General features: G+C 41.4%; 26 protein-coding genes. 18 read left to right on the top strand and 8 right to left on the bottom strand.

Going from position 1 to position 25,706, the window contains the following annotated elements:
• Positions 1 to 53: 53 nt before the first annotated feature.
• The gene (locus tag POV27_RS00400; RefSeq protein ID WP_272860743.1) at positions 54 to 1,175 is read right to left on the bottom strand and encodes a DUF2911 domain-containing protein; all 1,122 of its coding nucleotides are present in this window, start codon (positions 1,173 to 1,175) and stop codon (positions 54 to 56) included.
• A gap of 284 nt (positions 1,176 to 1,459) precedes the next feature.
• Positions 1,460 to 2,014: a hypothetical protein gene (locus tag POV27_RS00395; protein WP_272860742.1), complete on the bottom strand. Its 555-nt coding sequence runs from the start codon at positions 2,012 to 2,014 to the stop codon at positions 1,460 to 1,462.
• A gap of 466 nt (positions 2,015 to 2,480) precedes the next feature.
• Between POV27_RS00395 and POV27_RS00390 the strand changes: the two genes are divergently transcribed.
• Positions 2,481 to 3,083 (top strand): hypothetical protein, encoded by a 603-nt coding sequence (locus tag POV27_RS00390; RefSeq protein ID WP_272860741.1) that lies wholly within the window; start codon positions 2,481 to 2,483, stop codon positions 3,081 to 3,083.
• A 100-nt stretch (positions 3,084 to 3,183) separates the two neighbouring features.
• Here the strand turns inward: POV27_RS00390 and POV27_RS00385 are convergent, their stop codons facing one another.
• From POV27_RS00385 to POV27_RS00375, 3 genes are all read right to left on the bottom strand, one after another.
• Positions 3,184 to 3,678 (bottom strand): winged helix-turn-helix domain-containing protein, encoded by a 495-nt coding sequence (locus POV27_RS00385; protein ID WP_272860740.1) that lies wholly within the window; start codon positions 3,676 to 3,678, stop codon positions 3,184 to 3,186.
• Positions 3,679 to 3,814: 136 nt separating this feature from the next.
• Positions 3,815 to 4,999: an alpha/beta hydrolase family protein gene (locus POV27_RS00380; RefSeq protein ID WP_272860739.1), complete on the bottom strand. Its 1,185-nt coding sequence runs from the start codon at positions 4,997 to 4,999 to the stop codon at positions 3,815 to 3,817.
• A gap of 133 nt (positions 5,000 to 5,132) precedes the next feature.
• The gene (locus tag POV27_RS00375; RefSeq protein ID WP_272860738.1) at positions 5,133 to 6,257 is read right to left on the bottom strand and encodes a helix-turn-helix domain-containing protein; all 1,125 of its coding nucleotides are present in this window, start codon (positions 6,255 to 6,257) and stop codon (positions 5,133 to 5,135) included.
• Between the two features lie 232 nt (positions 6,258 to 6,489).
• Here POV27_RS00375 and POV27_RS00370 point away from each other — a divergent pair, with 232 nt between their 5' ends.
• The gene (locus POV27_RS00370) at positions 6,490 to 7,209 is read left to right on the top strand and encodes a YybH family protein (RefSeq protein ID WP_272860737.1); all 720 of its coding nucleotides are present in this window, start codon (positions 6,490 to 6,492) and stop codon (positions 7,207 to 7,209) included.
• 25 nt (positions 7,210 to 7,234) lie between these two features.
• Here the strand turns inward: POV27_RS00370 and POV27_RS00365 are convergent, their stop codons facing one another.
• Complete coding sequence (locus tag POV27_RS00365; protein ID WP_272860736.1) at positions 7,235 to 8,116, bottom strand: hypothetical protein; 882 nt, start codon at positions 8,114 to 8,116, stop codon at positions 7,235 to 7,237.
• A 5-nt stretch (positions 8,117 to 8,121) separates the two neighbouring features.
• Positions 8,122 to 9,285 (bottom strand): S1 family peptidase, encoded by a 1,164-nt coding sequence (locus tag POV27_RS00360; protein ID WP_272860735.1) that lies wholly within the window; start codon positions 9,283 to 9,285, stop codon positions 8,122 to 8,124.
• A 202-nt stretch (positions 9,286 to 9,487) separates the two neighbouring features.
• Between POV27_RS00360 and POV27_RS00355 the strand changes: the two genes are divergently transcribed.
• From POV27_RS00355 to POV27_RS00335, 5 genes are all read left to right on the top strand, one after another.
• Entirely contained in the window at positions 9,488 to 10,360 is an 873-nt protein-coding gene (locus POV27_RS00355; RefSeq protein WP_272860734.1) for a LytR/AlgR family response regulator transcription factor, read from the top strand.
• Positions 10,361 to 10,458: 98 nt separating this feature from the next.
• Complete coding sequence (locus tag POV27_RS00350; protein WP_272860733.1) at positions 10,459 to 11,910, top strand: 5'/3'-nucleotidase SurE; 1,452 nt, start codon at positions 10,459 to 10,461, stop codon at positions 11,908 to 11,910.
• A gap of 450 nt (positions 11,911 to 12,360) precedes the next feature.
• Positions 12,361 to 13,662, top strand: a complete 1,302-nt coding sequence (locus POV27_RS00345; RefSeq protein WP_272860732.1) for a hypothetical protein — start codon at positions 12,361 to 12,363, stop codon at positions 13,660 to 13,662.
• A gap of 12 nt (positions 13,663 to 13,674) precedes the next feature.
• On the top strand, positions 13,675 to 14,244 hold the full coding sequence (locus POV27_RS00340; protein WP_272860731.1) for a Crp/Fnr family transcriptional regulator: 570 nt from the start codon (positions 13,675 to 13,677) through the stop codon (positions 14,242 to 14,244).
• Between the two features lie 58 nt (positions 14,245 to 14,302).
• Complete coding sequence (locus tag POV27_RS00335) at positions 14,303 to 15,670, top strand: alpha/beta hydrolase (RefSeq protein WP_272860730.1); 1,368 nt, start codon at positions 14,303 to 14,305, stop codon at positions 15,668 to 15,670.
• 3 nt (positions 15,671 to 15,673) lie between these two features.
• On the opposite strand, the gene POV27_RS00330 is transcribed toward POV27_RS00335, so the two are convergent.
• Positions 15,674 to 16,126 (bottom strand): tetratricopeptide repeat protein, encoded by a 453-nt coding sequence (locus POV27_RS00330; protein ID WP_272860729.1) that lies wholly within the window; start codon positions 16,124 to 16,126, stop codon positions 15,674 to 15,676.
• A 257-nt stretch (positions 16,127 to 16,383) separates the two neighbouring features.
• On the opposite strand from POV27_RS00330, the gene POV27_RS00325 reads away from it, so the two are divergent.
• The 11 genes from POV27_RS00325 to POV27_RS00275 all read left to right on the top strand — a co-directional run bounded on the left by POV27_RS00325 (position 16,384) and on the right by POV27_RS00275 (position 25,681).
• Complete coding sequence (locus tag POV27_RS00325; protein WP_272860728.1) at positions 16,384 to 17,238, top strand: alpha/beta hydrolase; 855 nt, start codon at positions 16,384 to 16,386, stop codon at positions 17,236 to 17,238.
• 94 nt (positions 17,239 to 17,332) lie between these two features.
• A complete protein-coding gene (locus tag POV27_RS00320) occupies positions 17,333 to 18,514 on the top strand; it encodes a molybdopterin molybdotransferase MoeA (protein WP_272860727.1) in 1,182 nt (393 codons plus the stop codon).
• A 3-nt stretch (positions 18,515 to 18,517) separates the two neighbouring features.
• Entirely contained in the window at positions 18,518 to 18,856 is a 339-nt protein-coding gene (locus tag POV27_RS00315; protein WP_272860726.1) for a winged helix-turn-helix domain-containing protein, read from the top strand.
• Entirely contained in the window at positions 18,856 to 19,596 is a 741-nt protein-coding gene (locus tag POV27_RS00310; protein WP_272860725.1) for a sulfite exporter TauE/SafE family protein, read from the top strand. Before POV27_RS00315 ends, POV27_RS00310 begins: the two co-directional genes overlap by 1 nt.
• Complete coding sequence (mobA, locus tag POV27_RS00305; protein WP_272860724.1) at positions 19,597 to 20,181, top strand: molybdenum cofactor guanylyltransferase; 585 nt, start codon at positions 19,597 to 19,599, stop codon at positions 20,179 to 20,181.
• On the top strand, positions 20,165 to 20,398 hold the full coding sequence (locus POV27_RS00300; protein WP_272860723.1) for a MoaD/ThiS family protein: 234 nt from the start codon (positions 20,165 to 20,167) through the stop codon (positions 20,396 to 20,398). Before mobA ends, POV27_RS00300 begins: the two co-directional genes overlap by 17 nt.
• Positions 20,399 to 20,401: 3 nt before the next feature.
• Entirely contained in the window at positions 20,402 to 21,490 is a 1,089-nt protein-coding gene (gene moeB, locus POV27_RS00295) for a HesA/MoeB/ThiF family protein (RefSeq protein ID WP_272860722.1), read from the top strand.
• On the top strand, positions 21,477 to 21,920 hold the full coding sequence (locus tag POV27_RS00290; protein WP_272860721.1) for a molybdenum cofactor biosynthesis protein MoaE: 444 nt from the start codon (positions 21,477 to 21,479) through the stop codon (positions 21,918 to 21,920). Before moeB ends, POV27_RS00290 begins: the two co-directional genes overlap by 14 nt.
• 106 nt (positions 21,921 to 22,026) lie before the next feature.
• Positions 22,027 to 22,938 (top strand): bifunctional molybdenum cofactor biosynthesis protein MoaC/MoaB, encoded by a 912-nt coding sequence (gene moaCB / locus POV27_RS00285; RefSeq protein WP_272860720.1) that lies wholly within the window; start codon positions 22,027 to 22,029, stop codon positions 22,936 to 22,938.
• A complete protein-coding gene (moaA, locus tag POV27_RS00280) occupies positions 22,938 to 23,945 on the top strand; it encodes a GTP 3',8-cyclase MoaA (protein WP_272860719.1) in 1,008 nt (335 codons plus the stop codon). Before moaCB ends, moaA begins: the two co-directional genes overlap by 1 nt.
• 68 nt (positions 23,946 to 24,013) lie before the next feature.
• Positions 24,014 to 25,681 carry a formate--tetrahydrofolate ligase gene (locus POV27_RS00275; protein ID WP_272860718.1) on the top strand — a complete coding sequence of 556 codons (1,668 nt, stop codon included), beginning with the start codon at positions 24,014 to 24,016 and terminating at the stop codon, positions 25,679 to 25,681.
• Positions 25,682 to 25,706 lie beyond the last annotated feature (25 nt).

Genomic DNA, 25,706 nt, shown 5'->3' with positions numbered 1-25,706 from the left:
GTAAAGATAAAAGAAGGTTCCCCTTTTTCGGAAAAAGGTTGGCAAATTAAATACTACTCTATTTCCTTGGTCATTTCGTCTACCGATTGCTGCAACATGTTTGCGTAAAAAGGAAATTGTTCCGCTCCTATTTCTATGGCCTTTTTGTAAAGCTCAATAGCCTGTCGTGTTTCCTTCTTGCTTCTATTGGGAAGTCGTCTGTACCAAATCCCCATATTGGCATAGCTCACCATATCCTCGGGGTATTTGTCTTGGGCCTTCTTAAGTATTTCGTAGGCTTCTTGCATGGTCTTCTTATCCCGTTTGTCCTTCATAACAACATCGTAAGCGTAATTTCCCAACTGTATGGAAGTCCCAACGTCAAGCGCATCTGCTACTGCTTTTTGCTGTTTTGCGGGATCCCCCTGCAAGGTGTAGAGTTCGGATAAGGTCATGAGGTTATTGAAATTCCTATTGTTGGCTATGGACGTTCTTAGCCAATTAAGCGCGTCTTCATAATGGTCGGATAGTTTATGTGCTACGATATAGGCACCCGCCTGGTGTCGGCCACTCCATCCGGCTCCAGCCGTAGACCTCATATCCCTGTTAATTCCTTCAAGGACCAGCTTATGTGTGTCTATATTCACTGCAAAAGCAATCCGGATTTGTCCCCATTGCATATATATTTCTGCTTCGGTTAACGTGATCTTATCGAAACCATAGGTAAGAAACTCTGTTTCCGAATTCGTTGTTTGCGGAGTGATTTTAATTCTTAACGCATCTTCATCTTCCCGATAGGCAAAGCTGCCCCAATCGGTAGCTGTGCTACTAAAAATTATCGTCCAATTATCCTCGTCCGGAATCATATGCAATCCATAGGTGCCTTTGGCAAGGAAGCTCCCGTTGATTGTAACATCGGTTGAAAAAGAAATGATCGTATTTTCATTGGCTCCAGCTCTCCATACGCGTCCATTTTGAATGATCTCTTCTGGAAACTGCCTTCCTTTTAGTGACGGCCGTGAATATATTATGTTCACATCTGTAATTCCAACCCGTTGAGAAACGGTAGCCATAGGACTCTTTCGAGGCAGGTCTACTGGAGTAGGTAAGGGAGCACCAATTTGAGCATCAATATTGCTACATGCCAAGAAAGCGAAAAGACCAACAATTATGAGTGTTTTACAAGGTAATTTCATGAGAGGGATGGTTTAATTTATACACTTAATCAACCCAACAAACTAAACCCGAATAAGAGGGGTCATCGAACCTTATAACCATCTAAACACGTTAACTGAACATGCGTTCACATCAATGACCCCCGCTATGGTTTCAATTTGCTTGAGATGAAATAAAAATAAGGCAAGGGAACACGCGAATTTTTAAAATTCAGCAGGGCGAAACGTTTCTGCAGTGAAATGCATTAGTATACCTTGTAGAAGCAGCTGGAAAGCAAAGAAACCCCTTTTGCCTAGACTAAAATCTAGTCTATAGATCCTATTCTAGAAGGCTCATCGGTAATCCTTAAAACAAGCTTCCGATTCGTTATATTATCCCGCATATCCGTAATTACAATTTCCCATTCATAATTATCGATACTACCGCTAGGTGGCCTTCCTATTGCCTTGAAATCTGTATAGGTAATAATATTGCTTCGGTAGACTTCGCCTGAATCATCGGGTAATAGAGGTATCCATTTCCTCTGCTGCTTATAAGGATCTCCAGAATTAGCAATACTTAAGAATCCGGCTGCCGTGGTTTCTCCTCCCAGAGAAATTACCCCTGCGGAATAAATCCAAGACATTTCCTTGAGCCCACCCTGATCTGTAAAAGTGAAAATAACGCGATACGATGCTTCCCTTCTTAAGTAAAGGGCCTTATTATCGAAATCAAAATCCTCAGTGATCTCTTCATTTAGTCCATCTCCAATTATTTTCAGGATGAATTCTGGGGGACGGGTATCCCTTGGTGGCAGCGTAGTTTTACAACTCACTAGGATCATTCCAAGTAATATACTTGCATGCAATAGCTTTTTCATTGTTGAAGAATTTATTTGATACGCCGCACAATGTACACGTAGCAATTGAATACCTCTACAGTTGAAAAACGGTTTTTTCAATGAGTTTTTCCCTTATTATTACGACCTTGAATGTATTCGTAGTGGAGTAGAAAGATCATCTAGCGAGGCAGTTAATTCACCCAAATCCAAGGATGTGCAATTAAATTTCAATTTTTTTTTTGTGCTCTTTCTATTTGTTGAAAGCACTCCCGAAACGAATACTAAAAAGTGGATTTCAGATTTGGAAGAAATTACAATAAGCACATGAAAGCTAATTCGTTAGCTCATTCAAAAAAGTGTATTTTATCGATTAAATACAACACATTATCGGATTAAATTCTTCAAAAAATAGTTTTGAAAGAATTTTCCCTAGTGTTTTTGTAGGTTGTATCGTATCCAACTTATTTATAAATTCGGTCAAATTTTTACCAAATCAACTACTACCATGAAAAAATTATTACCCCTTTTTTGGGTCGGAGCCGTCTTTCTGTTTTCCGGTCTTACCTCTTGCGGATCCAATCCTAATGAAGATCGGCAAAACATCGTTAAAACGAATTTAGAATCCTCCTTACTTAAAAAACTCCACGCGCCGGATAGTTATCAATTTGGAGCGCTCGAGCTTGTCGATTCGGTGCTTTACAAAGACAATGTAACGTACCATAAGAATTTCTATTCACTCAACTTAAACGGTGCAAAGGAAGGCTTGGAAAGACAACAAAAATACAAGGAAGAAAAATCGTCCATGTATGTTGAGGAAAAAGTAAATTCTCTCAATGCCGAAGTAAAGAAATACGAAACTATCTTAACGGAAATCGATAAACTAACCGAACAACTAGGCGAAAAAACCAATGATGTTGCTTCCTATACATATCGATTTACCTTTAAAAGTGAGAATACCCAAGGTGTTTTAAGCGAGTACAAATACTTGGTACAAACCAAACCTGGACCGGATTATAAAATTATTGAGTTGGTTCAAAATGAAAGTCAAGCGTTATTGCATCCCAATGATTTTCCAGGTTTTACTGAAATGATCAAAAATTATAACTAAATACGGTTATACATAATTACATCGATAGCAAAAATATGCCCTGCCATAACGGCGGGGTATTTTTTCTTAAACGCCCTCCAAATGAAATCGGATGGTCATGTTATACGTAAAAATTAGACAACGCAACTTGCGGCCGTACCTGAATTCGCACATCGATGAAGAACATGAGAATGGTAAAGAAGATAGCAAGAATAAGAAGCTTTATGGCAAATTTCTTAATTCCAGAAAGGTTTTTGAAGTTTCTCAATATGCCCCCCTTCCTTTTTCTGGTATGCAAGGGCCTATTATCTTCCAAGAGTTGATACCCCAACTTAGGAATGGTTTTAATAAGCACGGGGTGTTTAGGGTCATCCCTAAAAACCTGTCTCAATTTGGAGATGGCTTGAGACAATCCCGAATCATTTCCCAACGGATCGCCCCAAACAGTTTCAAGGAGATACGATCGCGAAACTGTGCTTCCCCTATGATCATATAACACTAATAAAACCTCCTTTTCCTTTGGGGTTAGCTTCGTGATGGTACCGTTCGAATGGATTTCATTTGAATCTACAACTACTTTCCTCCCCATAAGTTCAAAATGATGTAACACGCTCATTATTCAATCGTATTGGTAATATTCCTTCTAATTTACTAAGGCAACTACTAATGACCATACGTTTTTAATGAAATGACTACGTCTGTTAACACTCGTTAACACAAAAGCGGAAAAACAAAGGCTTTTTCACTATGTATCATTTATAATTTTGAAAGAAATCCAGGCCCAATAAAATTCCCTCAAAGGCAGTTTCACTGTGATTTTCATTTTCCAAAGCATGAAATCTAATATGTTCCTTGTCTGCTCCTCTATCAATCCACTGGTTCCACGTATTATACGATGTGCTAAATGGAACCACTTCATCTTTTCTTGAGTGAATAACCAACAATGGGGATTTGGGAGTGAAATCGAAATTGCTATTACGCTCCAAGCTCTGTTTCAACAAAAGCTCCCCATCTCCGAGATAATCCTCAAGAAAGTCCTTGTTCATGAGATGGCTAATGGTGTCCGATTGATTTCTTGCCATTTTGCTTAATGTTACCGTCCCAGCCAATTGCTTTTCTATAAAATCGAGGGAAGCACCTTGAAAAAATTCATTGGGTTTGCGGTGCCATTGGTAATGATTCAATGAAGCAAAAAGATAGGAAACGTATGCCGTTGCCGGAAAAACGTCCTTTTCGAGAATATGGTTTACATTTTCCTTGAGCTTAAAGGGTGCTGCTATGGACGTAGCTGCCTTCACCTCGAGATTTGTCGCATTCTCCTCTTCCATATTCTTTAGCACGGAAATCGCTGCATGTCCGCCTTGGGAATATCCAAGTATGTAAAGATCGTTTCGATATGCAATCCCGCAATTGTCCAAATAATTCAGTCCATGGGGCAATATATCGAGTATAGTTTGGGTAGTAATCTCCTGATCGAAATAGGCAGGAACCTCATCACGGGTCGAACCATATCCCAAATAGTCTGGAATGAAGGTGATATAACCTTCCATAGCGGGAATTGCCTCGAGCTGCACCGCAGAATCCCATCTCGACGGAGCATCCTCCTTGTTAAATAAAGTTCCATGGCAGTATAATAAAATGGGAAGGGGGGCTTCCTTTTCGTGGGGAATCAACACGATTCCACTGAGCATTTTTTCCGTTCCATTCACCGAGGAAGGGTACTCTATTCTAAAAGCGGTAATCGATTTTTTTACGTAGGGTTTATACTGTCGGTAAGGTTTGTATAATGTGGTTAACAACCGAAGTTTCCATTTCTGTCCCGCAAATAATTCTTCCTGAGCACATTCTTCAGGGAGTCTTAATTTGGTTCCGCAGGAAGTAAATACCACTATTAATAAGACACTGGAAAACAGAAAAATGATTAGTATTCGTTTCATCAGGCTTAATTTTCGAAATCGTGTAATGAGAGTCATCAATGGGTTTTTGATTTCGAAAGTACCCTATGTTGAAGGACGATGTCAACCTATCCAATGGGATGGGACAACAAATTTTACCGCAGAAGGATTAGTATTAACGTTGAGTATTCTTTTCGGCAAGATATTCTGAAGGGGTTTTGCCTACGAACTTTTTGAACAGTCTTTGAAAAGAGGATTTCGATGAAAACCCACTTTCAAAAGCAATGGAAAGAATGGTATAATTGCCATAGGAAGGATCTACAAGTTTGCGCTTTGCTTCCTCCAAACGAAGTTCATTTATATATTCAGAAAAACTTGTTTTAAGGTGATTATTGAGCAGTTGCGATAGTGTATGTGGAGAGACATTGATGCGCGCTGCCAATTTGGCCCTATTCAAGTCCGGATCCAAATACAGCTGCTCTTTTAATAGCGCATTTTGCAAAGACGCTGTGAGTCGCGTAATTTCTTCGGGCTTAAGGGAAGAATGGCTGTATTTACTTTCCTTTTCCAATGAAAAATCTGCAGAATCGAACCCTTCACTTTCCCTGTTACCCGTGCCTACCCTATATATCATCAATTTCACACTCACGACATATATCATGCCTCCCAAGGTAATATAGGCAATGGCCCACATGGTAGAAGATACGGTATTGCTTACCAATTCGAATGGCCTTGCAACGAACGAAAACACCCAACCACATGCATAAATTATTGATAGCCAAAACACCCAAGCGTCCAAGGAGCTGAGATGAGATTTCCTATTCCTTATCACAACCAAAAGTGATAACAGAGCGTATATCGTACCATGCAGGGTTAATGCATAATTAAGGCCAAGAAAGAATACAGGAGGTAGCAGTTCTTCGCCAAGATTATTGGGGCCCAATACTAGGGTTCCCGTTTTTATCAATAAGAAAGGAATTATATGTAAAATAAATACAGGCCTATGTGGAATTATTCCCGTTTTGGCGGCTCGAATGAAAAAATAAAAAAGGGGGCCAAACAGAAAAAGATTCCCATTGTTCAACCAAAATAGCCAGGCATGTTTTGAAATTACTATTCCATTCTGGTTAATGCACTCCAAACCCATTAACAAAACCAAAACCCCCAATAGAGTAAACATAGGTGTATTGAATTTGGGATGAAAAATTAGCAACACTCCAACGATACAACCTTGAATAAAAGCGGTAATAGATAATACGTTGAGAAGGGTATCCATCATGGTATAACTAAGATACATCATTTTGCAGTAACAGGTTTTGCCCTATTCGATCACCTTTTTCTGAAAATTTGACTAAAGCGAATTCTCTACGATTGAGAAAGTGATTTCAGTCTAACTAGCTTCCACTTGTTGAAACGACCGGTTAACACTCGTTAACACAAAAGAAGAAAAACAGAAGATTTTTCGAAGGGTATTATTACGTTTATGGCCTAATTTTGATTTCAATATAACGCACAGCTCAAATTACATTGATATGAAATCCAAGTCATTCACATTTCGGTTACATCTTCTAATAAGCGCTTTCCTATTGTTTTCGTATACCTGCTTAGGGCAGGAAGTGAAAAATGACTCCGAATACCACCCCAATGTTGTCGGACTCGCAAAAAATGGAATATTCCAAGGACATGATGTCCTGAAAAATCACCTTTCGAGCTTTCAAAACAAGCACGGTAATTCTCATGATTTTAAAACACTTCATAAGATTGCGGTACATGACAAAATGCACTACGAAATCGGATCCTTTCAAACGGAAAATGGAGACAAATTCGCCCAAGTGATCATTTGGGTAGGAAACAGTGATGCGGAGCAAAAAATCCTCGAAGCAGTTTACGCCGTATCACCCAACAAAGACACAGAAGTATTGGATAAGATTACCAAGGCTCGTAACAAATGGGTGAAATTGTGTAATAAACACGATGCCGAGAAATTGGTTTCAGAACTGTATACAGACGACGCCATTTATTACAACAGAGGAAGAATCCTGAGGGGCCATGGCCCACTTTCTACGGAATACAGTTATATGAATAGTTCTTCTTACAGCCTTCAACTGAACCCAAAACATGTGGAAGTGGTAAACGAAAACATCGTATTTGAGGTAGGAAGATGCAGTGGCTCTTATCCGCTTCCTTACTTATTGATATGGAAAAAGCAAGCCGATGGTAGCTGGAAAATTTATATGGATTCGAATTATTAGTTCATAATTGTATCGGAGCGACGCACTAGAATTCAATTCCGGTCTCCAAAATAAGACGGAAAACGGCAAGAAGTGCGATTAAAAATACCAAGGGCTTCCATTGCAATGAGGAATTTAAACGATTCGGAAAATAGGTTGCCTTTTTCGGAAGTCCAGAAGCAGCCCAAATCCACGGAACCACAGTTAGTAAAATCAAAAAGGGAAAAACAGCCTGACCCCAAGGCGGTACCCTGAACAACAACACTATAAGGGAGCCTACCAAAGCACCTCCAAACACCATAAATCTGAAAAATCGTAATCGCTGTCCCATGCTTACACGCTCCTCTTCCCTTACATAACCCAAGAAGAAACGGGAAAGCCAAAGGCATACACCAATCATTATTATGATGGAAACTATGGAAAAAACCATAAGCCAGGAGCCAGATATTTTCAAATAACCAAAAGCTTGACCCACATCAGATTCAGGGGCAAAGTAGGCCACGGTAACTTGATATAACGACTGAACCAATGCATGGAATAGAAGCCATACATGCAATAGCCTCCACACAGCATTCTTTATGCGAAAGAAGAATAGTAATCCTAAGAAGAGCAGTCCCATAACAAAAATGCCAAAGGCTCCTGTACCCTGCATCAATGTCTCCATTTCATGGGTTCCATCCCAACCATGATTGTTATGATACAAATAGGCCGTGAGGCCTAAATATTTCTTCCCTAACACCAAAAAAAGCTCCTGAAAGAAGAATATCAAGTTGTAAGCAATGGCATATAATACAGCTGAATTTATCAGCACCCAAAAAAGGTTCCCAGCCTTGCTTTTACCTTCTTTACGGGATCGCACCACATTATTAATGCCCCAGATAATTGGGCCCAAAACCAGTATTCCGAAAAATAAATGTACTACGATCACTACTCCTACATTTTTCTTCCAGAGAAACGTCTTTTCTTCCCCTGTATCTCGAACTCAATGGTAAAGGCAGCATCCTTGTTTATTTTTGAAAAAGCCTTTTTAAAATCTTCTAAGGAAGCGTATTCCTGTTCATTCAATGCAATTAGATAGGACGGCGGTCTAAACATCACATCGCGAAAGGCTCTAGGCACCAAGGGATTGGCCTTACCACCTATTCGGATGCGGTCGCCATCTTGCATGAGCATCAATCCAAGCCCCTCCAAAGGACCTCCAGCCCTTCTAATTTGTGGATTCCCACCGCCACGTCGTACCATTCGGTTCCCAGAAGAGCGCATCTCGTCTTTTTTCTTCAGGTATTCTTGCGTAAGTGCTTGGGTACTTTTAGGTCCTCCCATCACTTTTTCGATCCAATCTATATAGGCCGATACCCTAGTATAGTGTTCTACGGCCCCATAGGTCCCTGGACCATTTTTGCCAGGCATCCCAGCGGAACTGATTCCCGCTATCAATGGCTTATTATCTATTTCAATAAACGCGGGACCTCCACTATCGCCCCGGCCTGCAGTGCCTTCTAAGTGGGTGCCCAAGGGAGGTGCATCAAAATCGAATACAATGCGATGGGTCTGCGTCTCATCAATAACATTGGTCGCAGCTCTTTTTATACCGTCCACTTTCCAATCGCCTCCTTCTCCAGTTTTAAAGTCACCATGACCTACAATGATGATGGGTTTCCCTTGCTCATCTTGACTTTTGTACAAAGAAGCTGGTTCAATATCGACAACGGATTCCTTCAGCAGTAACAATCCAATATCATTCCCTTGCATGGGAGCGAAATCGGGGTGGACAAATACCTTATCCACTTCATAAGCCTGGCCATCATGCGTAAAGTACACTTTAAGGTTTGCCCCCTCTCGGCGAAACATCCCTTCGGCCACATGTCCAGCGGTGAGGATCCATTGTGGGGCAATGAGTGTTCCATCCCCTCCTCGTTCACCAACCTTGCAAACTTGAGGAAATTGTTTCCCCAACTCAATATATTCCGAATCACTTTTATCATGACGTATCACAATGGGAGGAACGTTCGACTCTTTACTTTCCGAAGCATCAACTCCCATATTAGGAAGACTTCCCATCAAGCCCAGAAATAAAGTAAGTACCCAAATTTTCATAATCTCATTTTTAAGGAGTTACACCCTAATATAGATTCAATTGGATTGATTTCTCATATCGATGGGGCGAATTAACATAAGATTGATATGAACGCAAGGGTTATTGATATAAAATCCCGCAGGGATTCCGAAGAAATTGGAAATATCGGAACTGGGTATAGCGATCTATTTCTTATTTTGTAACCACAAGTTCCTTAATGCAATGAATTGGACCTGGTTACAAACCCCCTATCCTTTTGAGAGCAGTTTTCTTGAAAAAAGAAACACCATCCTCACCATTTCCGTATTTGCTAGTCTGGTGGTCATCCTATTGCAACCCTTTGGGTTTGTTCCCCTAACTCACATGCATCACTTCTTGGCCATACAGGGAATCGCTATGGTATCCTTATCCATAAATTACTTTGGCTTTCCCTATTTTTTTCCATCCTTTTTCAAGGAAAGCAATTGGTCCGTATCAAAAGCCTTTTTATTCTTAACTTATAATTTTCTTCTTATCGGCCTGTGGAACCACATTTACAATGCCCTATTTATAAACAACGATTTTGAATCCCTCGTTTCGGGTGAGGAACTCACAAGTTGGCTCATTAAAATCCTTGCCATTGGGTGTGTCGCAGCAGGTTTCCTCATTTTGTTCCGATTCAATCTTTTGGCTCGAAAACACCTTCAAATCTCACAAGAACTCAATGAGCGATTTCAGAAGGAATTAAAGCTTCAGAAACCAACTACCAATGCCATTATTACGCTTACACTTGAGAAGAAACCAATGTCCCTTAACGAAAGTGATATACTCTATATAAGCGCAGAGGGGAATTACGTGGCCCTACATACCAAAGAAGGGGACCTAGTGACTAAAAATTTATATAGAAATACCCTTTCCCAAGTAGCTACTCAATTAAAAGCCTCCCCACAATTTTTAAGATGCCACAGGTCCTTTCTGGTAAACCTGAATGCTATAGAAACCACACAAGGAAACTCACAGGGACTATTTGTGAAGTTGCACAACGGTACCATAAAAGTTCCCGTAGCCCGCTCTAAAATCAAACTTTTAAGGGCTTTTTTGGAAGAAACCCTGTAAAAAGGTATTCCATTGATCACATATCTGTGCCATTCATCACAAGATCTTAGTTTCGAGCGCGATGGCATCTATATTTGGACAAACTAAAATTTGACTCCATGCAAAAATTCATAAAAAAAATTGGTGCCGTCGGAATCCTTTTGTTTCAATTGGTTCCAATAACTATTATCGTATTCTCCATCTATAGTTTTGAAAAGTCTTCTGGATCTCCCGGTTGGATTTATCAACCTGGAACCGATTGCAAATTATATACACACGATCATGCAACAGCCCGAAGTTTTCATTGGGACGGTGCGTGCGAAAATGGTTATGTGCAGGGAGAAGGGACATTGACCGTTCTTTGGAATAATACAGCATATTACACCTACAAAGGATCGGTTGAAAATGGTAAGTTTAGCGGATTTGGCAAGTGGATCATGGCCTCTGATGGCGACACCTATGAAGGTGAATTTAAAAATGGATTGCCCCACGGAAATGGAAGTTACTATAATGACGATGGGGATCATTATGTGGGGGAGTATAAAGAAGGGATGCGATCCGGAATGGGAACCTATTGGTACGAACCCAATAGTCCCATCTTTAAATATGAAGGGGAATGGAAAGAGAATAAAAAAGAAGGATTTGGAGCGCTTTACTACAGGGATGGTACCATAGAAAAAGGGATTTTCGCAGATGATGTGCTAAAGAATATGGCCTCTTCCCAAACAGAAAATGAACCCTTAAAGAAAAAGAACATTCTCATTACCAACGACGATGGTATCGAAGACATGGATCGCCTTATCTGTCTGGCAGAAGCCCTTAGTCCTCATGCAAACAAAATTGTGATTTCCGTCAGTTCCGAAAACCGCAGTGGCACTTCCAATATGATGGCAACATTTAAAAAAGGGCAAGTACAAGTCAAACAGCTATCGCATGACGTTTCGGACAACATAGAAATATATGAAGTAGATGGCTATCCCGCCGATTGTGTGCTGTTCGGTGCCTTGGGTGTTTTTTATGGAAAGGGAGAATCTATCGACTTGGTCATTTCCGGGATCAATGGTGGTGCCAATGAAGGTGCCGCTTGGTTCGGTTCTGGAACTGTCGGTGCCGCTAGGACCGCTGCTCTTATGAAAATCCCCACCCTCGCTGTTTCTGGAATCGATGAGGATGGACCCAATGCAGAAAACAGGGACAAAATATGTTCGTGGGTAGCTCAATTGGCTACCTCATCCTTGGTGAGCGAAATGAACACTTTCGAATATCTGACTATTAGCATTCCGGATGACTTGGAAAGTATCAAGGGTGTTAAAGTAGTGGAACGCGCCATTACTTTTGACCGTCCTCCTTTCCTTTTGGAGGCAGAGGCAGATGTATCTGAAAAAGGTGCGTTGCAAACGTGGCGATTAAGACCCAATGATCCCACTAAGGCTTATGATATGCCTGCAGACAATGATGTCTTTTACTACTACCAAGACTATATTGTCATTGTTCCTATGAGCATAAACGAAAATAATCCCCAACGATTAACACACTTTAAACAGCTGGAATCTAAGAATTCTCCTTTTTAATCTGGCTTATGGACTTGGGCCCAAAGAAGTAACAATTGTTCGGTTCGTTTGTCGGAATAGAAGCATTGCTTCTATGGACAACTCTAACGCCTTATGTACCGACTGAAGGAAAGCGCTTTACTACGGAAAGCGGCGAACTAAATCCCATTGATACGGCTTGGCATTTCTTGCAGATTTCTCGAATGGTTCTTCTCATGGCTCTGTAATAGGAAGCCTAAATTTTAGTATTTTCAGGTTCTTAGGTAGGTGTTAAAGAATGTCGTACCAACGGAATGTAGCTTGAATGCCTGTTTTGCTGTGATCGCCTTTTTGTTTGTGTTTTATTGAACATCAATTTGATTAACATGAACATCTTTGATTAACAATGGATCTTTTGGTCAAAGCCTTTCAAGTTTATTCAAGTTGATACAAAACACTCTTTTCAAACAATGCCCTAAAGTGAGAAAACACATGAAAGAAAAACCGAAAAATAGTTCAGACTCCTTATTCATTGACCAATTAAAAACTGATTTGGAAACTTCCCTTCAATGGGGAGAAAGTAAACATTGGAAGCACCAAGATTTTGTCTCCTTAAGCGAACGGATTTTCGAAAAAACCAAGGTTCAACTAAGCACCAGTACCTTGAAACGAGTTTTGGGGAATCTTTCCTATAGTAGTGTGCCAAGTTCACAAACCCTGAACGCCTTAGCGCAATTTCTCGATCATGAAAATTGGTTGGCCTATAAAGCAAAAAATTCCCATCATAGTGACAAAGTCGTCGAAGATCCCATCCCTTCAAGCTCGAAAAAAACGAAAAAGACGTCTCGCGCAAAAATTGCAGTTGTTGTGGCCCTTGCACTGGCATTGACTGCCTATATCTTGCTCCCTCGAAGCTCAGATACCAGTATTTCTGAAGATATCCTGAATTCGATACGCTTTTCGAGTCAACCCGTCGCTCAAGGATTTCCCAACACCGTAGTTTTCGAATATGACGTTTCACAAGTCCCAACAGACAATATCAAAATTCAGCAAAGTTGGGACACCAGAAAGCAGTTCAAGATCGCAAAAGATAAATCTGAAGCCACTACGGTTTATTACTATCCCGGTTACTGGCAGGCAAAGCTATTGGTCGATGGAGACATCGTAAAAGAGCATGACATCCACATGAAAACGCAAGGTTGGATGAGTATTATTGGCAATAGCCCTGTACCTAGATACCTCACGCAACAGGAATTGGACAGCAGCGATATTCTTTCCATCAATAAAGGGATATTGGATGAAATCACAGCTCAAACCAGTCCGCCAAATAAGCTGTACTATTATAATGTGATGGAATTTGACGATCTAAACGGAGACGATCTTACCTTCGAAGTTTCCTTTAAAAACACATTTGTTCGGGGTGATGGTATCTGTCAAAAAACGGGAATTACCTTATTATGCAAGGAAGGGGTGATACACATTCCCTTTTCTATCCCCGGTTGTATTGGTGATCTTAATATCTACTGCAGCGAAGTAACGCAAAGAGGGAGCGAAAACAATTTCTCGGCCTTTGGGGTGGACTACACAGACTGGAATAGGGTGAAGTGCACGGTTCGAAGCAATTCCTTAAAAATATACCTCAACGATGGTCTTATTCATGAGCTGAACTATGCAGAAGCCCTAGGAGCATTGGCAGGGCTCAACTTTTCATTTACAGGGGCAGGTATCATCGATGATGTCCTTATAAAAAATGGAAGGGGAGAAATTAAATATGAAGCGGATTTTAATAAATAAATGCTCACACTGATGAAAGAACTGCTTTCCAAACACCTATATCTTTCTGAAGATGGGTTTGCCGAATTCATTTCAAAAGCCAAACAGCATACGTATCGGAAACGCGAACATTTGCTCAACGCAAACGAACCAGTGAAGAAGTTGTTCTTTATTGAAAAGGGATTGGTTCGTGGATATAGAATCTTGGATGGAAATGATATTACACATCATTTCTATGTTGAAAATTGGTTTGCCACGGATTATGAAAGCTACTTGACTAATACCACGGGGGAATTATACCTTCAGGCTTTATGTGATACGAATGTATATGCATTCGAAAAAAGAACCTTGCTCTCTCTTTTTGAAGCACAGCCCAAGTTCGAGAAAATAAGGAGTATCATGGCAGAGCAAGCCTACCTACAGATGGTAGCACGATTAAAGGATTTACAAACGAACGACCTTAAAGAACGATACCATAACCTTATTCGCAAAAGCCCTGAACTTTTTAGTCAAGTGTCCCAAAAACACATCGCTTCCTATCTTGGGGTAGCTCCCCAAAGTTTAAGCCGCATCAGAAACTCCCTGAAAAACACCAAAAGTTAACAAATGTGAATGCAAAAGGGATAAATAAGCCCCAACTTTGATGCTTAATCGTTTGGTCATGCTGAAGTACATCACATTTTGTCTCACTCTTATAAGTTTTCTTAGTTGCCAAGAACCTGAAAAGGTATTTATTATCGAAGGACCCGTTCCCATGAAAAACACTACAGGTAGGGTTTGGGACCAAGGTTGGTTGCAGGTACCCGAAAACAGAACAAATAAAAGCTCTAATACCATAGAGCTTCCTTTTGTTTTTGCGAAAGTGCCAGATAGCATCGAGAAGGCAACCACTCCTGTACTCATTATGTCCGGCGGCCCGGGCAGTTCTTCCCTGCACATGCCCAACGGGGTTACAAACAAAGCCTGGGGGGAAAATCGGGATGTTCTGGTGATGGATCAGCGGGGCACCAAATATGCCAAGCCATTTCTTACCTGTCCGGAAGTAGATTCACTTCGAATCCTCGGATTGCAAAAGGGTCTTTGGGGTAAGGCGTTGGATAGTTTGTATCTAAAAGGCGTTGCGTCTTGCCACGAAAAATGGACCACCCAAAACACGGATTTAAATGGGTACAATACCCTAGAAAGTGTGGCCGATATTGAAAGTCTTCGGAAGGCCCTGAACATTGATAAACTCATTCTTTACGGAATGTCATACAGTTGTAATCTTATGACTGCCTATGCCCAAACCTATCCCGAAAATACAAAAGCACTCATTTTAGATTCCCCTTTACCACATCATGTTAATTATGATGAAGATGCTTTTGAAAATATAGATACTACATTGAAAAACGTTGTATCCCATTACACCGGATCACTAGAATTATATAACCAATGGACAGATCATATCTCTTTCCTAAAAGACTCCATTTTTAGCATTTCTATAGATTCGATTAGATATAGCTACACGCGAAATGAATTGATCGATAGGGTTCTCGACCAAATGAGTTCCCATGGTTCTCTTCCCAATACTCCTATAGTTATGCAAAACATTATCGATGGGAATCATGTGGGGATAGAAGGAATCATTAACTCTTATTTGGGTTACACCAGACAGGCCAAAGGAATGCGCTATTCGGTATGGATAAGTGAGGAATTGCCCGAAGAAAGTGAAATAGTGATTCGGCAAAAGAAAAAGGCCCTTCCGTGGTTGAGCGATTATTACCCCAACGATGTTTCCTTTGCAACCCAAGACGTTTGGCCCGTAGCGTCCATTTACGATCATTGGGATTGGCCCAATGAATCTTTCGAAGGACCCACTTATATCCTATCGGGAGAATTCGATCCTTGGACACCTCCATGGTACGGAGCGGAAATGCTGGAAAAAATCCCCAATGCCATTCTGAAGAAGTACCCGGAACATTCGCATCTACCCGGTTTTACGCAACAGGGATTTCAGGACATTGCCGAATTCCTTGCCAACATAGATTAATCTTTATGTAGATAGTATTTTCTCTGCTTTTTTCGCGTATTTACCATTGGGATAGTGCGTTAAGTATCTTTCTATCGCCGTTTTATCATTCTCTTGGTTATAAATGGCTTCACAAGCTTCCCAGATATTGTCATCCATCATACTGGTATCTGCTCCATGCTCCTTTGCCGTGACATAAAATGATATAGCCGTATGGAAGTCCTTCAAAAAATAATACGCTGCACCCACCTGACTTAAATACAATCCTTTTTTCGCTGGAAAATCCTCGGCCAATTTCTCGTATAGCTCAGCCGATTCTTCAAATTGCCCACTGGTCATCGCAACAGAAGCCTCACGCATGCGCCCATCTTCGTCATCCTTGGGGTTGGGGTTGTCCGAAATGTAGGTTTTGTTCTTTTCATTCATTTCTTCAAGCGTCATTTTCCGCTTTCCGAATAGAGAACTAAATAATCCCATAACAGTAACTTTTTCAATTAAAGGTTTCTCAATATAGAAGCCCATTACTGTGCTTCCCCATGTTTGTAACGAAATGAAATTGCAAAATAAGACAACCCCTTCAGAAAAATGTAGAAAATGAGCTGTGATTCAACTTGAAAACACTTGAAAATCTTTGACACACCGGACAGGTGACATAATCTTTACTTTCAATAAAATAGTAGTCGACAAGGCATTTTTGAGCTTTTGAAGCCTACTGCAATTATAAACATATCACTATGAAACGCAAACAAAAACTCATAGCCATCTTGACCCTTTTTCTTGCGATATCCACAGCATGGGCACAGAGAACTTCGCAAAAGAGCTTCATAAAAACGCCTTCGAAAACGGAAGTTCGGATGTTTCAATCTAAGGCAAATGGGATCAACTATAAATTGAGCTTCCACACTCCTCCAAACTACACATTGGATATGAACAAAACATATCCTGTCCTGTTTTTGTTAGATGGAGATGATTTATTTTCTAAAGTAAAAAGTGTTTCCACCGATGAAATGATTCTTATTGGGATAGGCTATGCAGATACTAGCAGTAAGGAAGTAGACCAAACCCGTGATTACACACCAACGTATGTTCCTTACGGTGGATTTTCGAAAGAAGCACAGAAACATTCAGGTAAAGCCAAGAAGTTCTTAGAATATATTGCTAAAGAACTCATTCCTTACGTAAAAGAAAACTTCAGAACCAATGACAATTTGAGTATCGCCGGACAGGCGTTTGGTGGACTATTTACTTCATGGGTTATGATTCGACATCCCGAGATTTTCGACAATTACATCATCGTTAACCCATCGCTTTGGTACAACAACCACTATATCGTACGGTTTTTGGATCATATCCACGTAATGGACCACATTCGCTATGACGATAATTCTGAAAACAAAAAGGTATATCTGTCGGTTACCAATAATGACTTGAACCCAGAAAGGAATCATGTAGGCGATTTGGAGGTTTTCGTTTCTAAATTGAAAGCAATTCCGCTGGATATTAAATGTGAAACACTTGAACACACAAAAGATGGTACCAATTTTTCTGAAACATTAGAAAAAGGCTTGTCGTTCATTTACAAAAAGTAGCTAAGAATAGCCAGCAGGGTCCCTCAAAACCCAAGTAAGGCCATTTTTCTTTCTGAAATTTCATCGTTATATTTGTTAGGATATAACGAAAATCATGGTCTCAATCCCAGAAGCCCTTCAGATTATTGAAGACAATGTGTTCCCAACGACTCAATCGGAAATGAAACGTGTTTCCGAAGCTTTAGGATATGTATTGTCCGAAGCGGTCGCATCACCCATTAACATGCCTCCCTTTCGACAGTCGGCCATGGATGGATACGCCCTTCATCTGCATGACTCAAATACCTATACACTTGTTGGAGAAGTGAAAGCGGGCGATGCACACCAACTCGATCTAAATTCGGGAGATGCAATTCGGATCTTTACCGGAGCTGCGGTGCCAGATACAGCCAATGCTGTCGTAATGCAAGAAAAAGTTTCGGCACGGGGAGAAACCATTCAAATTGAAGGAACGGTTGCCCTACATGCGAATATTCGACCCCAAGGGGAACAGGTAAAGGAAGGTAGTACTGCTCTGGAAAAAGGAACCTTACTCACCCCAGCAGGAATTGGTTTCCTAACCTCCTTGGGGATTACGGAGGTGAACGTTCATAAAAAACCTACCATTACCATCGTAACTACGGGGAACGAGCTCATAGCCCCAGGCCAGCCGTTGGAACATGGACAGATTTACGAAAGCAATGCCACCATGCTAGCATCTTCGCTTCAGGGTTTGGGATATGATAAAGTGACCATTCGCAAAGTCGAGGATGACTATGACAAAACCTTCAAATTATTACAATCTTCCATTCTGGAAAGTGACTTGGTCTTGATTACGGGTGGAATTTCCGTAGGGGATTATGATTTTGTAGGAAAAGCACTTATTGAAATGGGTGTGAACCAACTCTTTTATAAAGTAAAACAAAAGCCGGGCAAGCCTCTTTTCTTCGGAAAAAAAGAAGAAACAGTAGTATTCGCCCTTCCGGGAAATCCAGCAGCTGCATTAACCTGTTTCAATATCTATGTTCGAAAGGCATTGGAACGAATGTCTGGAAACCTGCATTTCTCAATCACAAAAACCAAAGAACCTTTAGCGGCTCCCTTTCAGCGAAAAGGGGATCGACCTCAATTTTTAAAGGCTATGTATGCCAACGGATCGGTCACCATTCTGGACGGACAGAGTTCGGCCATGCTACAAACCTTTGCCTTGGCTAATGCATTGGTTTTCGCACCCGAAGAAATGGTAGACATGAAACCGGGCGATATCGTAGACGTAATACATGTACCTAATTCATAGCGTATGGGACTTAAAATAAGAAGTAGAATTTGGATAGAAGCAGATGACCATGTCTTCCTTGGTGAAGGAAGGGTCCGATTGCTGAAAGCCATAGACGAAACCGGATCGCTTTCTAAAGCTGCCAAGAGTTTACAAATGTCCTATAAAAAGGCGTGGAAGCTTATAGATTCGGTAAACAAATCGACCGAAAAACCAGTGATCATTACAAGCATTGGTGGAAAAAATGGAGGCGGTGCGGAGTTGACTCCTTATGGAAAGACGCTCATCACCACTTTCGAAGAAATTAATCAAGGATGTTGGGATTATTTAGATACCCAAATCGGGAAACTGGAGAATTTGTAATGGATGACCTCATAGCCATCTGGCCTTTTTTGCTCATTCTTCCCATCGTCGCCTTCTTGTATGCAAGTGTAGGCCACGGTGGGGCGAGCGGATATTTAGCGCTTATGGCTATTTTTTCCTTCAGTCCAGAAGTGATGAAACCCACGGCATTGCTATTGAACCTTTTTGTAGCCGCCATTGCCTTTTTTCACTACTACCGAGCGGGATATTTTAATCGAAAGCTCTTTCTATCATTTGCTATTGCTTCCATTCCTTTGGCCTTTTTGGGAGGCATGGTCGAAGTAGATGCTTCCATTTACAAAAAGATCCTTGGGATACTATTGATTTTTGCCATTCTGAAAATGCTGAATGTTTTCGGTAAGGAAGCACCCATTGTTAAAGATGTAAAAGTCTGGCAAGGACTTTTGGTAGGAGGAATCATAGGATTTTTCTCTGGACTTATAGGGATAGGTGGTGGAATCATATTAAGTCCTGTCATTCTATTGCTCCATTGGGGTAAAATGAAGGAAGCTGCAGCCGTTTCGGCCCTATTTATTTGGGTGAATTCGGCCGCAGGATTAGCCGGACAATTGAGTAATGGTGTTGAACTTTCTTCCCTATCATTTGTACTGGTGGGCATTGCCGTTGTAGGTGGATTTTTTGGAAGTTATGTAGGTAGCAAAAAACTGAACAATCGACATCTAAGGCATTTGTTGGCCGTAGTACTTATTGTTGCCTCTTTTAAATTGTTTGTTACCTAAATGAATGCGAAGGAACACATAACCGGTATTATTCTCGCAGGAGGAAAAAGCAAGCGCATGGGACGTGACAAGGCATTGGTACCGTACAAAGGCAAAATGTTTTTGGAACATGTGATCGATGCCTTGAAGCCTTTGGTGAACGACATGCTTATTGTGAGTGATCATTCTGAATACGATAGGTTTGGAATTTTGCGTACCGAAGACCTTATAAAAAATGCAGGGCCTTTGGCAGGATTGTACTCCGGATTGTACCATTCGAAAACGGAAAACAATCTTGTGGTGAGCTGTGATGTTCCCTTGATGAATACTTCACTATTACAACAGCTTATGGATGAGAACGAACCGTCATTGGATATGGTTCAATTTCAGAGTGGAGACAAGACCATGCCGCTTATCGCATTATATAAAAAACGAATCCTGCCTTCCTGTTGGGAGTTGTTGGAATCGGGTGAGCGACGACTACGGACCTTTGTAGATACCCTGCAAACCAAAACCATTGTGCTGGATAAGGAAGTAGAACATCATGCCGTCAATATCAATACTGAGCAGGATTTAAACGAATTGAAAAATGAATTTGACCATTAAATACTTTGGAATGCTGGCCGAGGCAACACAATGCCAAGAGGAGGAATTTTTGTTCTCCCAAGAAAGTGTGTCCGATCTCTTGAAGATGCTCTTCGTGAAATATCCTGAACTGGAAGAAAAAGATTTTCAAGTAGCGCAGAACAATCAGATCGTTTCCAAAGACAGTAAAATAGAAACCACAGAAATTGCATTACTACCTCCTTTTGCGGGAGGATAATTTATGAGTAGGTATAACAGACATATCATCATGCCCGAAATTGGCCCAAAAGGTCAAGAAAAGCTTGCCAAAGCCAAAGTGCTGGTCATTGGTGCTGGAGGTTTAGGGTGTCCTGTTTTACAATACTTAGCGGCTGCCGGAATTGGAACTATTGGAATTGTGGATTTCGATGTGGTCGAAATCTCCAATCTGCAGCGTCAAGTATTATTCGGCACTTCCGATGTGGGGAAGAACAAAGCCTTGGCTGCAAAGGAACACTTGTTGGACCTCAACAATACGATTCAAATTGAAACCTATCCTTACCAACTCACCTATCAAAATGCGTTGAATCTGTTCCGTCAATACGATATCGTTGTCGATGGATCTGATAATTTCCCAACGCGCTATTTGGTGAATGACGCTTGCATTCTGACCGAAAAACCATTGGTCTATGGAGCGATTTTTAAGTTTGAGGGACAGGTTGCTGTTTTCAATTACAACAACGGTCCTAGTTACCGATGCCTGTTTCCAGAACCTCCCAAAGATGGGTCGGTTCCCAACTGTTCCGATATTGGAGTTTTGGGTGTACTTCCAGGTATCATAGGAAGCATGCAAGCCAACGAAGTGTTGAAAATCATCCTCGGATTGGGGTCGGTAATAAGTGGTAGTTTACTATTGTATAATGCCCTTACAGCCCAAACTACTACCATTTCCATCAATCGATCGGAATCGCAGTTTGAAAAAGTACTTTCGCAACGGGATGCTTTCCAAAAAAAGGAAATGAAAAACCTTTGTGAAACATCAACATTCGAAGTGGATATTAAAGATATATCGTCATATCGCAATATACAGTTTATAGATGTAAGAGAGATGCATGAGGAGCCAAAAGTTGATCTCGATGGTGCCATTCAACTCCCCATGAGTATCCTTGAAAGCCGATTGAACGAAATCGATGCTAACGGTACCAAAATTCTGTTTTGTGCTTCGGGTATTCGGAGTCTAAAGGCAGCAACATTATTACAACAGCATGGGATATCGCATGCTTATAGTCTAAAAGACGGGGTGCAGGCCCTTATAACACATCAAAAAAATAAAGAACATGAAAGAGCGTAAACCTAAAAATGTATTTCAGGAAGGACCCATTTCGTCTGAATTCATAGGCAATTCCATTGCCAAACATCAGTCCAAAACTTCCATTGGCGCCCACAATATTTTTTTAGGACAAGTACGGGCCGATGAAATCGATGGCAAAACGGTAAAGGCCATTCAGTATACAGCCTACGAAGACATGGCCAATGAGAAGTTTCATGAAATTAGAGAAGCCACTTTCGAAAAATTCAATTTAACCTGCATGCACATCTACCACAGTTTGGGTGAAGTGAAAACAGGAGAAATCTGTATGTTCATCTTCGTCTCTTCTCCAAGAAGAAAAGAAGTGTTCAAAGCCATCGAATATTTGGTAGAAGAGGTAAAAACAAAAGTGCCCATCTTCGGAAAGGAAGTTTTTGAAGATGCCACGCATCAGTGGAAAGTTAATTCATGATGTTGAGTGATGAGTGATGAGTGATGAGTGATGAGTGATGAAAGGAAGTTTTTATGAAAGAAGTATTGAAAAAAGAAAACAATAAATAGAACATATTCCATTACAAATGGTCGATATAACACACAAAACAAACACCCTGCGAATCGCGACGGCACAGGCTATTGTCAAAGTAAGTGCTGCGGAAACGATTGAAGCGATAAAAAACGGAACGGTTCCCAAAGGAGATGTGTTTGCCATGAGCAAAGCGGCCGGACTATTGGGAGTAAAGAAAACTCCAGATCTGTTGCCCGATTGCCATCCGTTGCCCATTGAGTATACAGGCATCGAATACGAAATTGATGGGCTGGAAATCCAAGTGTTGTGTACCATAAAAACCATCTACAAAACAGGTGTTGAAGTGGAGGCCATGCATGGTGCCAGTGTGGTCGCATTGAATATGTACGACATGCTGAAACCGATTGATAAAGGCGTAGAGATTCATGAAATAAAACTCCTGAAAAAGAAAGGTGGGAAATCGGATTTTAGGGATCGTTTTAGAAAAGACATTACAGCTGCGGTGATTGTGTGTTCGGACACCATTTCGGCTGGACAAAAAGAAGACAAAGCCGGAAAAGCGATTATGGAAAAGTTAGAGGCTTGCGATGTGGCTATTGCAGATTATATCATCATTCCAGACGAGAAGGATGTCATTCAGCAGAAAGCAACACATTACAAAGAACAGGGCGTAGACCTCATCATTTATACGGGAGGTACAGGGCTTTCGTCACGGGATGTCACTCCCGAGGCTTTGTTGCCCTTGGTAGATCGACGTATCCCTGGAATAGAGGAAGCTATCCGATCCTACGGACAGGACAGAACGCCTTTCTCCATGCTTTCACGAAGCGTAGCGGGAGCTTATGGTAATAGCCTTTTATTGGCATTACCGGGTTCTACCAATGGTGCCAAGGAATCCATGGACGCCGTATTTCCGCCATTGCTGCACCTATTTAGAATATTTAAAGGAGCGAGACACGATTAATGAACGAGCATAATAACATATTGACCGATACGTTTGGCAGGGAACATACCTATTTGCGTATTTCCCTAACGGAGCGATGCAATTTACGCTGTACCTATTGTATGCCTGCAGAAGGTATTGCGCTTTCCCCAAAATCACACCTCATGACCTATGAGGAAGTGTACACTATTGCCAAATTATTTGTGGATCATGGAGTCACCAAAATTCGTCTTACCGGTGGCGAGCCTTTAGTGCGGAAAGATGCTCCTATTATTCTTGAAAAATTGGCCTCCCTTCCGGTGGAATTGGCCATTACCACAAACGCAGTTTCTGTGGATCGATTTGTCGATACCTTCAAAAAATGTGGCATCGAAAACATCAATGTGAGTTTGGATTCTTTGAATGCTGAAAAATTCAAACAGATTACCCGTCGGGATTATTTTGAAAGAACCTTCAACAACATTCTTCTGCTTGTTAAGGAAGGCTTCCGTGTGAAAATTAATGCAGTCCTCATGAAGGATTTTAACGATAATGAGATTGTCGATTTCATCAATTTCACCAAAAATCACCCCGTTGCCATGCGTTTTATCGAATTTATGCCTTTCGACGGAAACAAATGGAACCTAGAAAAAACTGTTTCTTATCAAGAGGTAATGGATAAGGTTCATTCTCACTTTGAAGAAGACCAAATCATCCGATTGCAAGACGCACCCAACGACACTTCCAAGAACTATAAAATTGAAGGATATAAAGGCTCTTTCGCTGTTATCAGTTCTGTAACCAATCCCTTTTGCGATACTTGTAACCGATTGAGGCTCACCGCCAACGGACACTTAAAGAATTGCCTTTTCTCCTCTTCCGAATCCGATTTATTGACACCGCTTCGGGAAGGAAAATCTATCGAACCCGTCATTCAAAAAGCAGTGCAAGCCAAGCTTAAAATGAGAGGTGGAATGGACACTTTGGAGAAGCTTCAAAATCCCGATTTGCACGGGAAAAACAGGAGTATGATTGCCATCGGAGGTTAAATCATTGTTACTTACGGCTAAAATTCAAAATAATATGGCTAATATTATAGGTCGAAAACGTTATCGATATGACTGACCAAGATATTGCCAAAGAAGTTGAATTAAAACACATCAACTCCATTGCAGAAAAATTGGGACTGGATCCCAATGATTTAGAACTCTACGGAAAATACAAAGCCAAACTCCCCCATTCCATCATAGATATGGACAAGGTGCAGCAGAGCAATCTTGTGCTCGTTACGGCCATTTCCCCAACGCCAGCGGGTGAAGGGAAAACGACCATGTCCATCGGTCTTTCTGAAGGATTGAATCAGTTAGGCAAACAAACCACGGTGGTACTTCGTGAACCGTCTTTGGGTCCTGTTTTTGGGATCAAAGGAGGAGCTACCGGAGGAGGGTATTCTCAAGTACTTCCCATGGAGGACATCAACCTTCATTTTACGGGGGATTTCTCGGCCATTGAAAAGGCCCATAACCTGCTTTCGGCAGTCATAGACAACAACATACAAAGTAAAACTAATTCGTTGGGGATCGATGCCCGTACCGTGACTTGGAAACGAGTTATGGATATGAACGATCGAGCGCTGCGGAACATCATCGTTGGATTGGGAGGAACGACTTCGGGAGTTCCGCGCGAAACTGGATTCGATATTACGGCAGCTTCAGAAATCATGGCCATACTGTGTTTGGCAGATGATATGGAAGATCTAAAGAAACGCCTCGGAAGTATCTTCATCGGCTACACCTTTGGCAAAGAGCCGGTGTACGCTCGTGATCTAAAAGTAGAAGGTGCTATGGCAGCCTTGTTGAAGGAAGCGGTAAAGCCAAATTTGGTACAGACTATTGAAGGAAATCCGGCCATTATTCATGGAGGACCCTTCGCTAATATCGCTCAGGGAACCAACTCAGTGATTGCTACCCGAATGGGAATGTCCCTATCCGATTATACGGTGACCGAAGCTGGTTTTGGGGCGGATCTGGGAGCTGAAAAATTCTTGGATATTAAATGCCAAAGTGCTGGTTTATCACCAAAAGCTGTAGTAATTACCACCACCATCCGTGCATTGAAATACCACGGTGGAGCTGACTTAAAAGAATTAACCACGCCTAATGTGGAAGCCTTGAGAAATGGACTTCCCAATTTGGAAAAGCATCTAGAAAATGTACAAGGCTTCGGTATTGAACCCATCATTTCCATCAACCGTTTTGTATCCGACAGCGATGATGAAATCGCATTGATTCAGGAGTTTGCCCAAAACAAGGGCGTTCGAGTGGCCTTGGCCGAAGTGTGGGCCAAAGGAGGAAAGGGAGCTTTAGAATTGGCCCAGCACGTGGTAGAAGTGGTAGAAGCCTGCGATAAGAAATTTACCCCAACGTATATGTGGGACATGTCTGTTACCGACAAAATTGAAGCCATTGCCAAGAAAATATACGGTGCCGATGGCGTAGAATATTCTGCTTTGGCGAAAAAGAACTTGAGAACCATCGCCGATTTAGGATTGGAAAAACTTCCCGTTTGTGTTGCCAAGACCCAGAAGTCACTTTCGGACAATCCTAAGTTGATTGGTCGACCCAAAGGCTTCACCATCACCATACGCGAGATCGAAATCGCGGCAGGTGCTGGCTTTTTGGTACCCATTTCTGGAAATATGATGCGAATGCCAGGACTTCCCGCGCATCCAGCTTCAGAAAACATCAGTATAGACAACGAAGGCAACATCACAGGCCTGTTTTAACAGCTTTGAAGCGATTTTTCCACTA

Origin of the sequence: Aureisphaera galaxeae (assembly GCF_028561275.1) — a bacterium.
In the GTDB taxonomy this organism is placed as follows: Bacteria; Bacteroidota; Bacteroidia; order Flavobacteriales; family Flavobacteriaceae; genus Aureisphaera; species Aureisphaera galaxeae.
The sequence above is the reverse complement of the archived record's forward strand: the minus strand, read 5'-3'. Positions and strand labels throughout refer to the sequence as shown.

Excerpts from the sequence above, each read along its gene's own strand:
- POV27_RS00315 (WP_272860726.1), top strand. The coding sequence starts at position 18,518 with ATGGGACTTAAAATAAGAAGTAGAATTTGGATAGAAGCAGATGACCAT.
- moeB (WP_272860722.1), top strand. The coding sequence starts at position 20,402 with ATGAGTAGGTATAACAGACATATCATCATGCCCGAAATTGGCCCAAAA.
- POV27_RS00380 (WP_272860739.1), bottom strand. The coding sequence starts at position 4,999 with ATGAAACGAATACTAATCATTTTTCTGTTTTCCAGTGTCTTATTAATA.
- POV27_RS00360 (WP_272860735.1), bottom strand. The coding sequence starts at position 9,285 with ATGAAAATTTGGGTACTTACTTTATTTCTGGGCTTGATGGGAAGTCTT.
- POV27_RS00355 (WP_272860734.1), top strand. The coding sequence starts at position 9,488 with ATGAATTGGACCTGGTTACAAACCCCCTATCCTTTTGAGAGCAGTTTT.
- POV27_RS00390 (WP_272860741.1), top strand. The coding sequence starts at position 2,481 with ATGAAAAAATTATTACCCCTTTTTTGGGTCGGAGCCGTCTTTCTGTTT.
- POV27_RS00275 (WP_272860718.1), top strand. The coding sequence starts at position 24,014 with ATGACTGACCAAGATATTGCCAAAGAAGTTGAATTAAAACACATCAAC.
- POV27_RS00300 (WP_272860723.1), top strand. The coding sequence starts at position 20,165 with ATGAATTTGACCATTAAATACTTTGGAATGCTGGCCGAGGCAACACAA.
- POV27_RS00335 (WP_272860730.1), top strand. The coding sequence starts at position 14,303 with ATGCTGAAGTACATCACATTTTGTCTCACTCTTATAAGTTTTCTTAGT.
- POV27_RS00345 (WP_272860732.1), top strand. The coding sequence starts at position 12,361 with ATGAAAGAAAAACCGAAAAATAGTTCAGACTCCTTATTCATTGACCAA.
- mobA (WP_272860724.1), top strand. The coding sequence starts at position 19,597 with ATGAATGCGAAGGAACACATAACCGGTATTATTCTCGCAGGAGGAAAA.
- POV27_RS00375 (WP_272860738.1), bottom strand. The coding sequence starts at position 6,257 with ATGATGTATCTTAGTTATACCATGATGGATACCCTTCTCAACGTATTA.
- POV27_RS00395 (WP_272860742.1), bottom strand. The coding sequence starts at position 2,014 with ATGAAAAAGCTATTGCATGCAAGTATATTACTTGGAATGATCCTAGTG.
- POV27_RS00350 (WP_272860733.1), top strand. The coding sequence starts at position 10,459 with ATGCAAAAATTCATAAAAAAAATTGGTGCCGTCGGAATCCTTTTGTTT.
- POV27_RS00400 (WP_272860743.1), bottom strand. The coding sequence starts at position 1,175 with ATGAAATTACCTTGTAAAACACTCATAATTGTTGGTCTTTTCGCTTTC.
- POV27_RS00310 (WP_272860725.1), top strand. The coding sequence starts at position 18,856 with ATGGATGACCTCATAGCCATCTGGCCTTTTTTGCTCATTCTTCCCATC.
- POV27_RS00330 (WP_272860729.1), bottom strand. The coding sequence starts at position 16,126 with ATGGGATTATTTAGTTCTCTATTCGGAAAGCGGAAAATGACGCTTGAA.
- POV27_RS00340 (WP_272860731.1), top strand. The coding sequence starts at position 13,675 with ATGAAAGAACTGCTTTCCAAACACCTATATCTTTCTGAAGATGGGTTT.
- POV27_RS00290 (WP_272860721.1), top strand. The coding sequence starts at position 21,477 with ATGAAAGAGCGTAAACCTAAAAATGTATTTCAGGAAGGACCCATTTCG.
- moaA (WP_272860719.1), top strand. The coding sequence starts at position 22,938 with ATGAACGAGCATAATAACATATTGACCGATACGTTTGGCAGGGAACAT.
- POV27_RS00370 (WP_272860737.1), top strand. The coding sequence starts at position 6,490 with ATGAAATCCAAGTCATTCACATTTCGGTTACATCTTCTAATAAGCGCT.
- moaCB (WP_272860720.1), top strand. The coding sequence starts at position 22,027 with ATGGTCGATATAACACACAAAACAAACACCCTGCGAATCGCGACGGCA.
- POV27_RS00385 (WP_272860740.1), bottom strand. The coding sequence starts at position 3,678 with ATGAGCGTGTTACATCATTTTGAACTTATGGGGAGGAAAGTAGTTGTA.
- POV27_RS00325 (WP_272860728.1), top strand. The coding sequence starts at position 16,384 with ATGAAACGCAAACAAAAACTCATAGCCATCTTGACCCTTTTTCTTGCG.
- POV27_RS00320 (WP_272860727.1), top strand. The coding sequence starts at position 17,333 with ATGGTCTCAATCCCAGAAGCCCTTCAGATTATTGAAGACAATGTGTTC.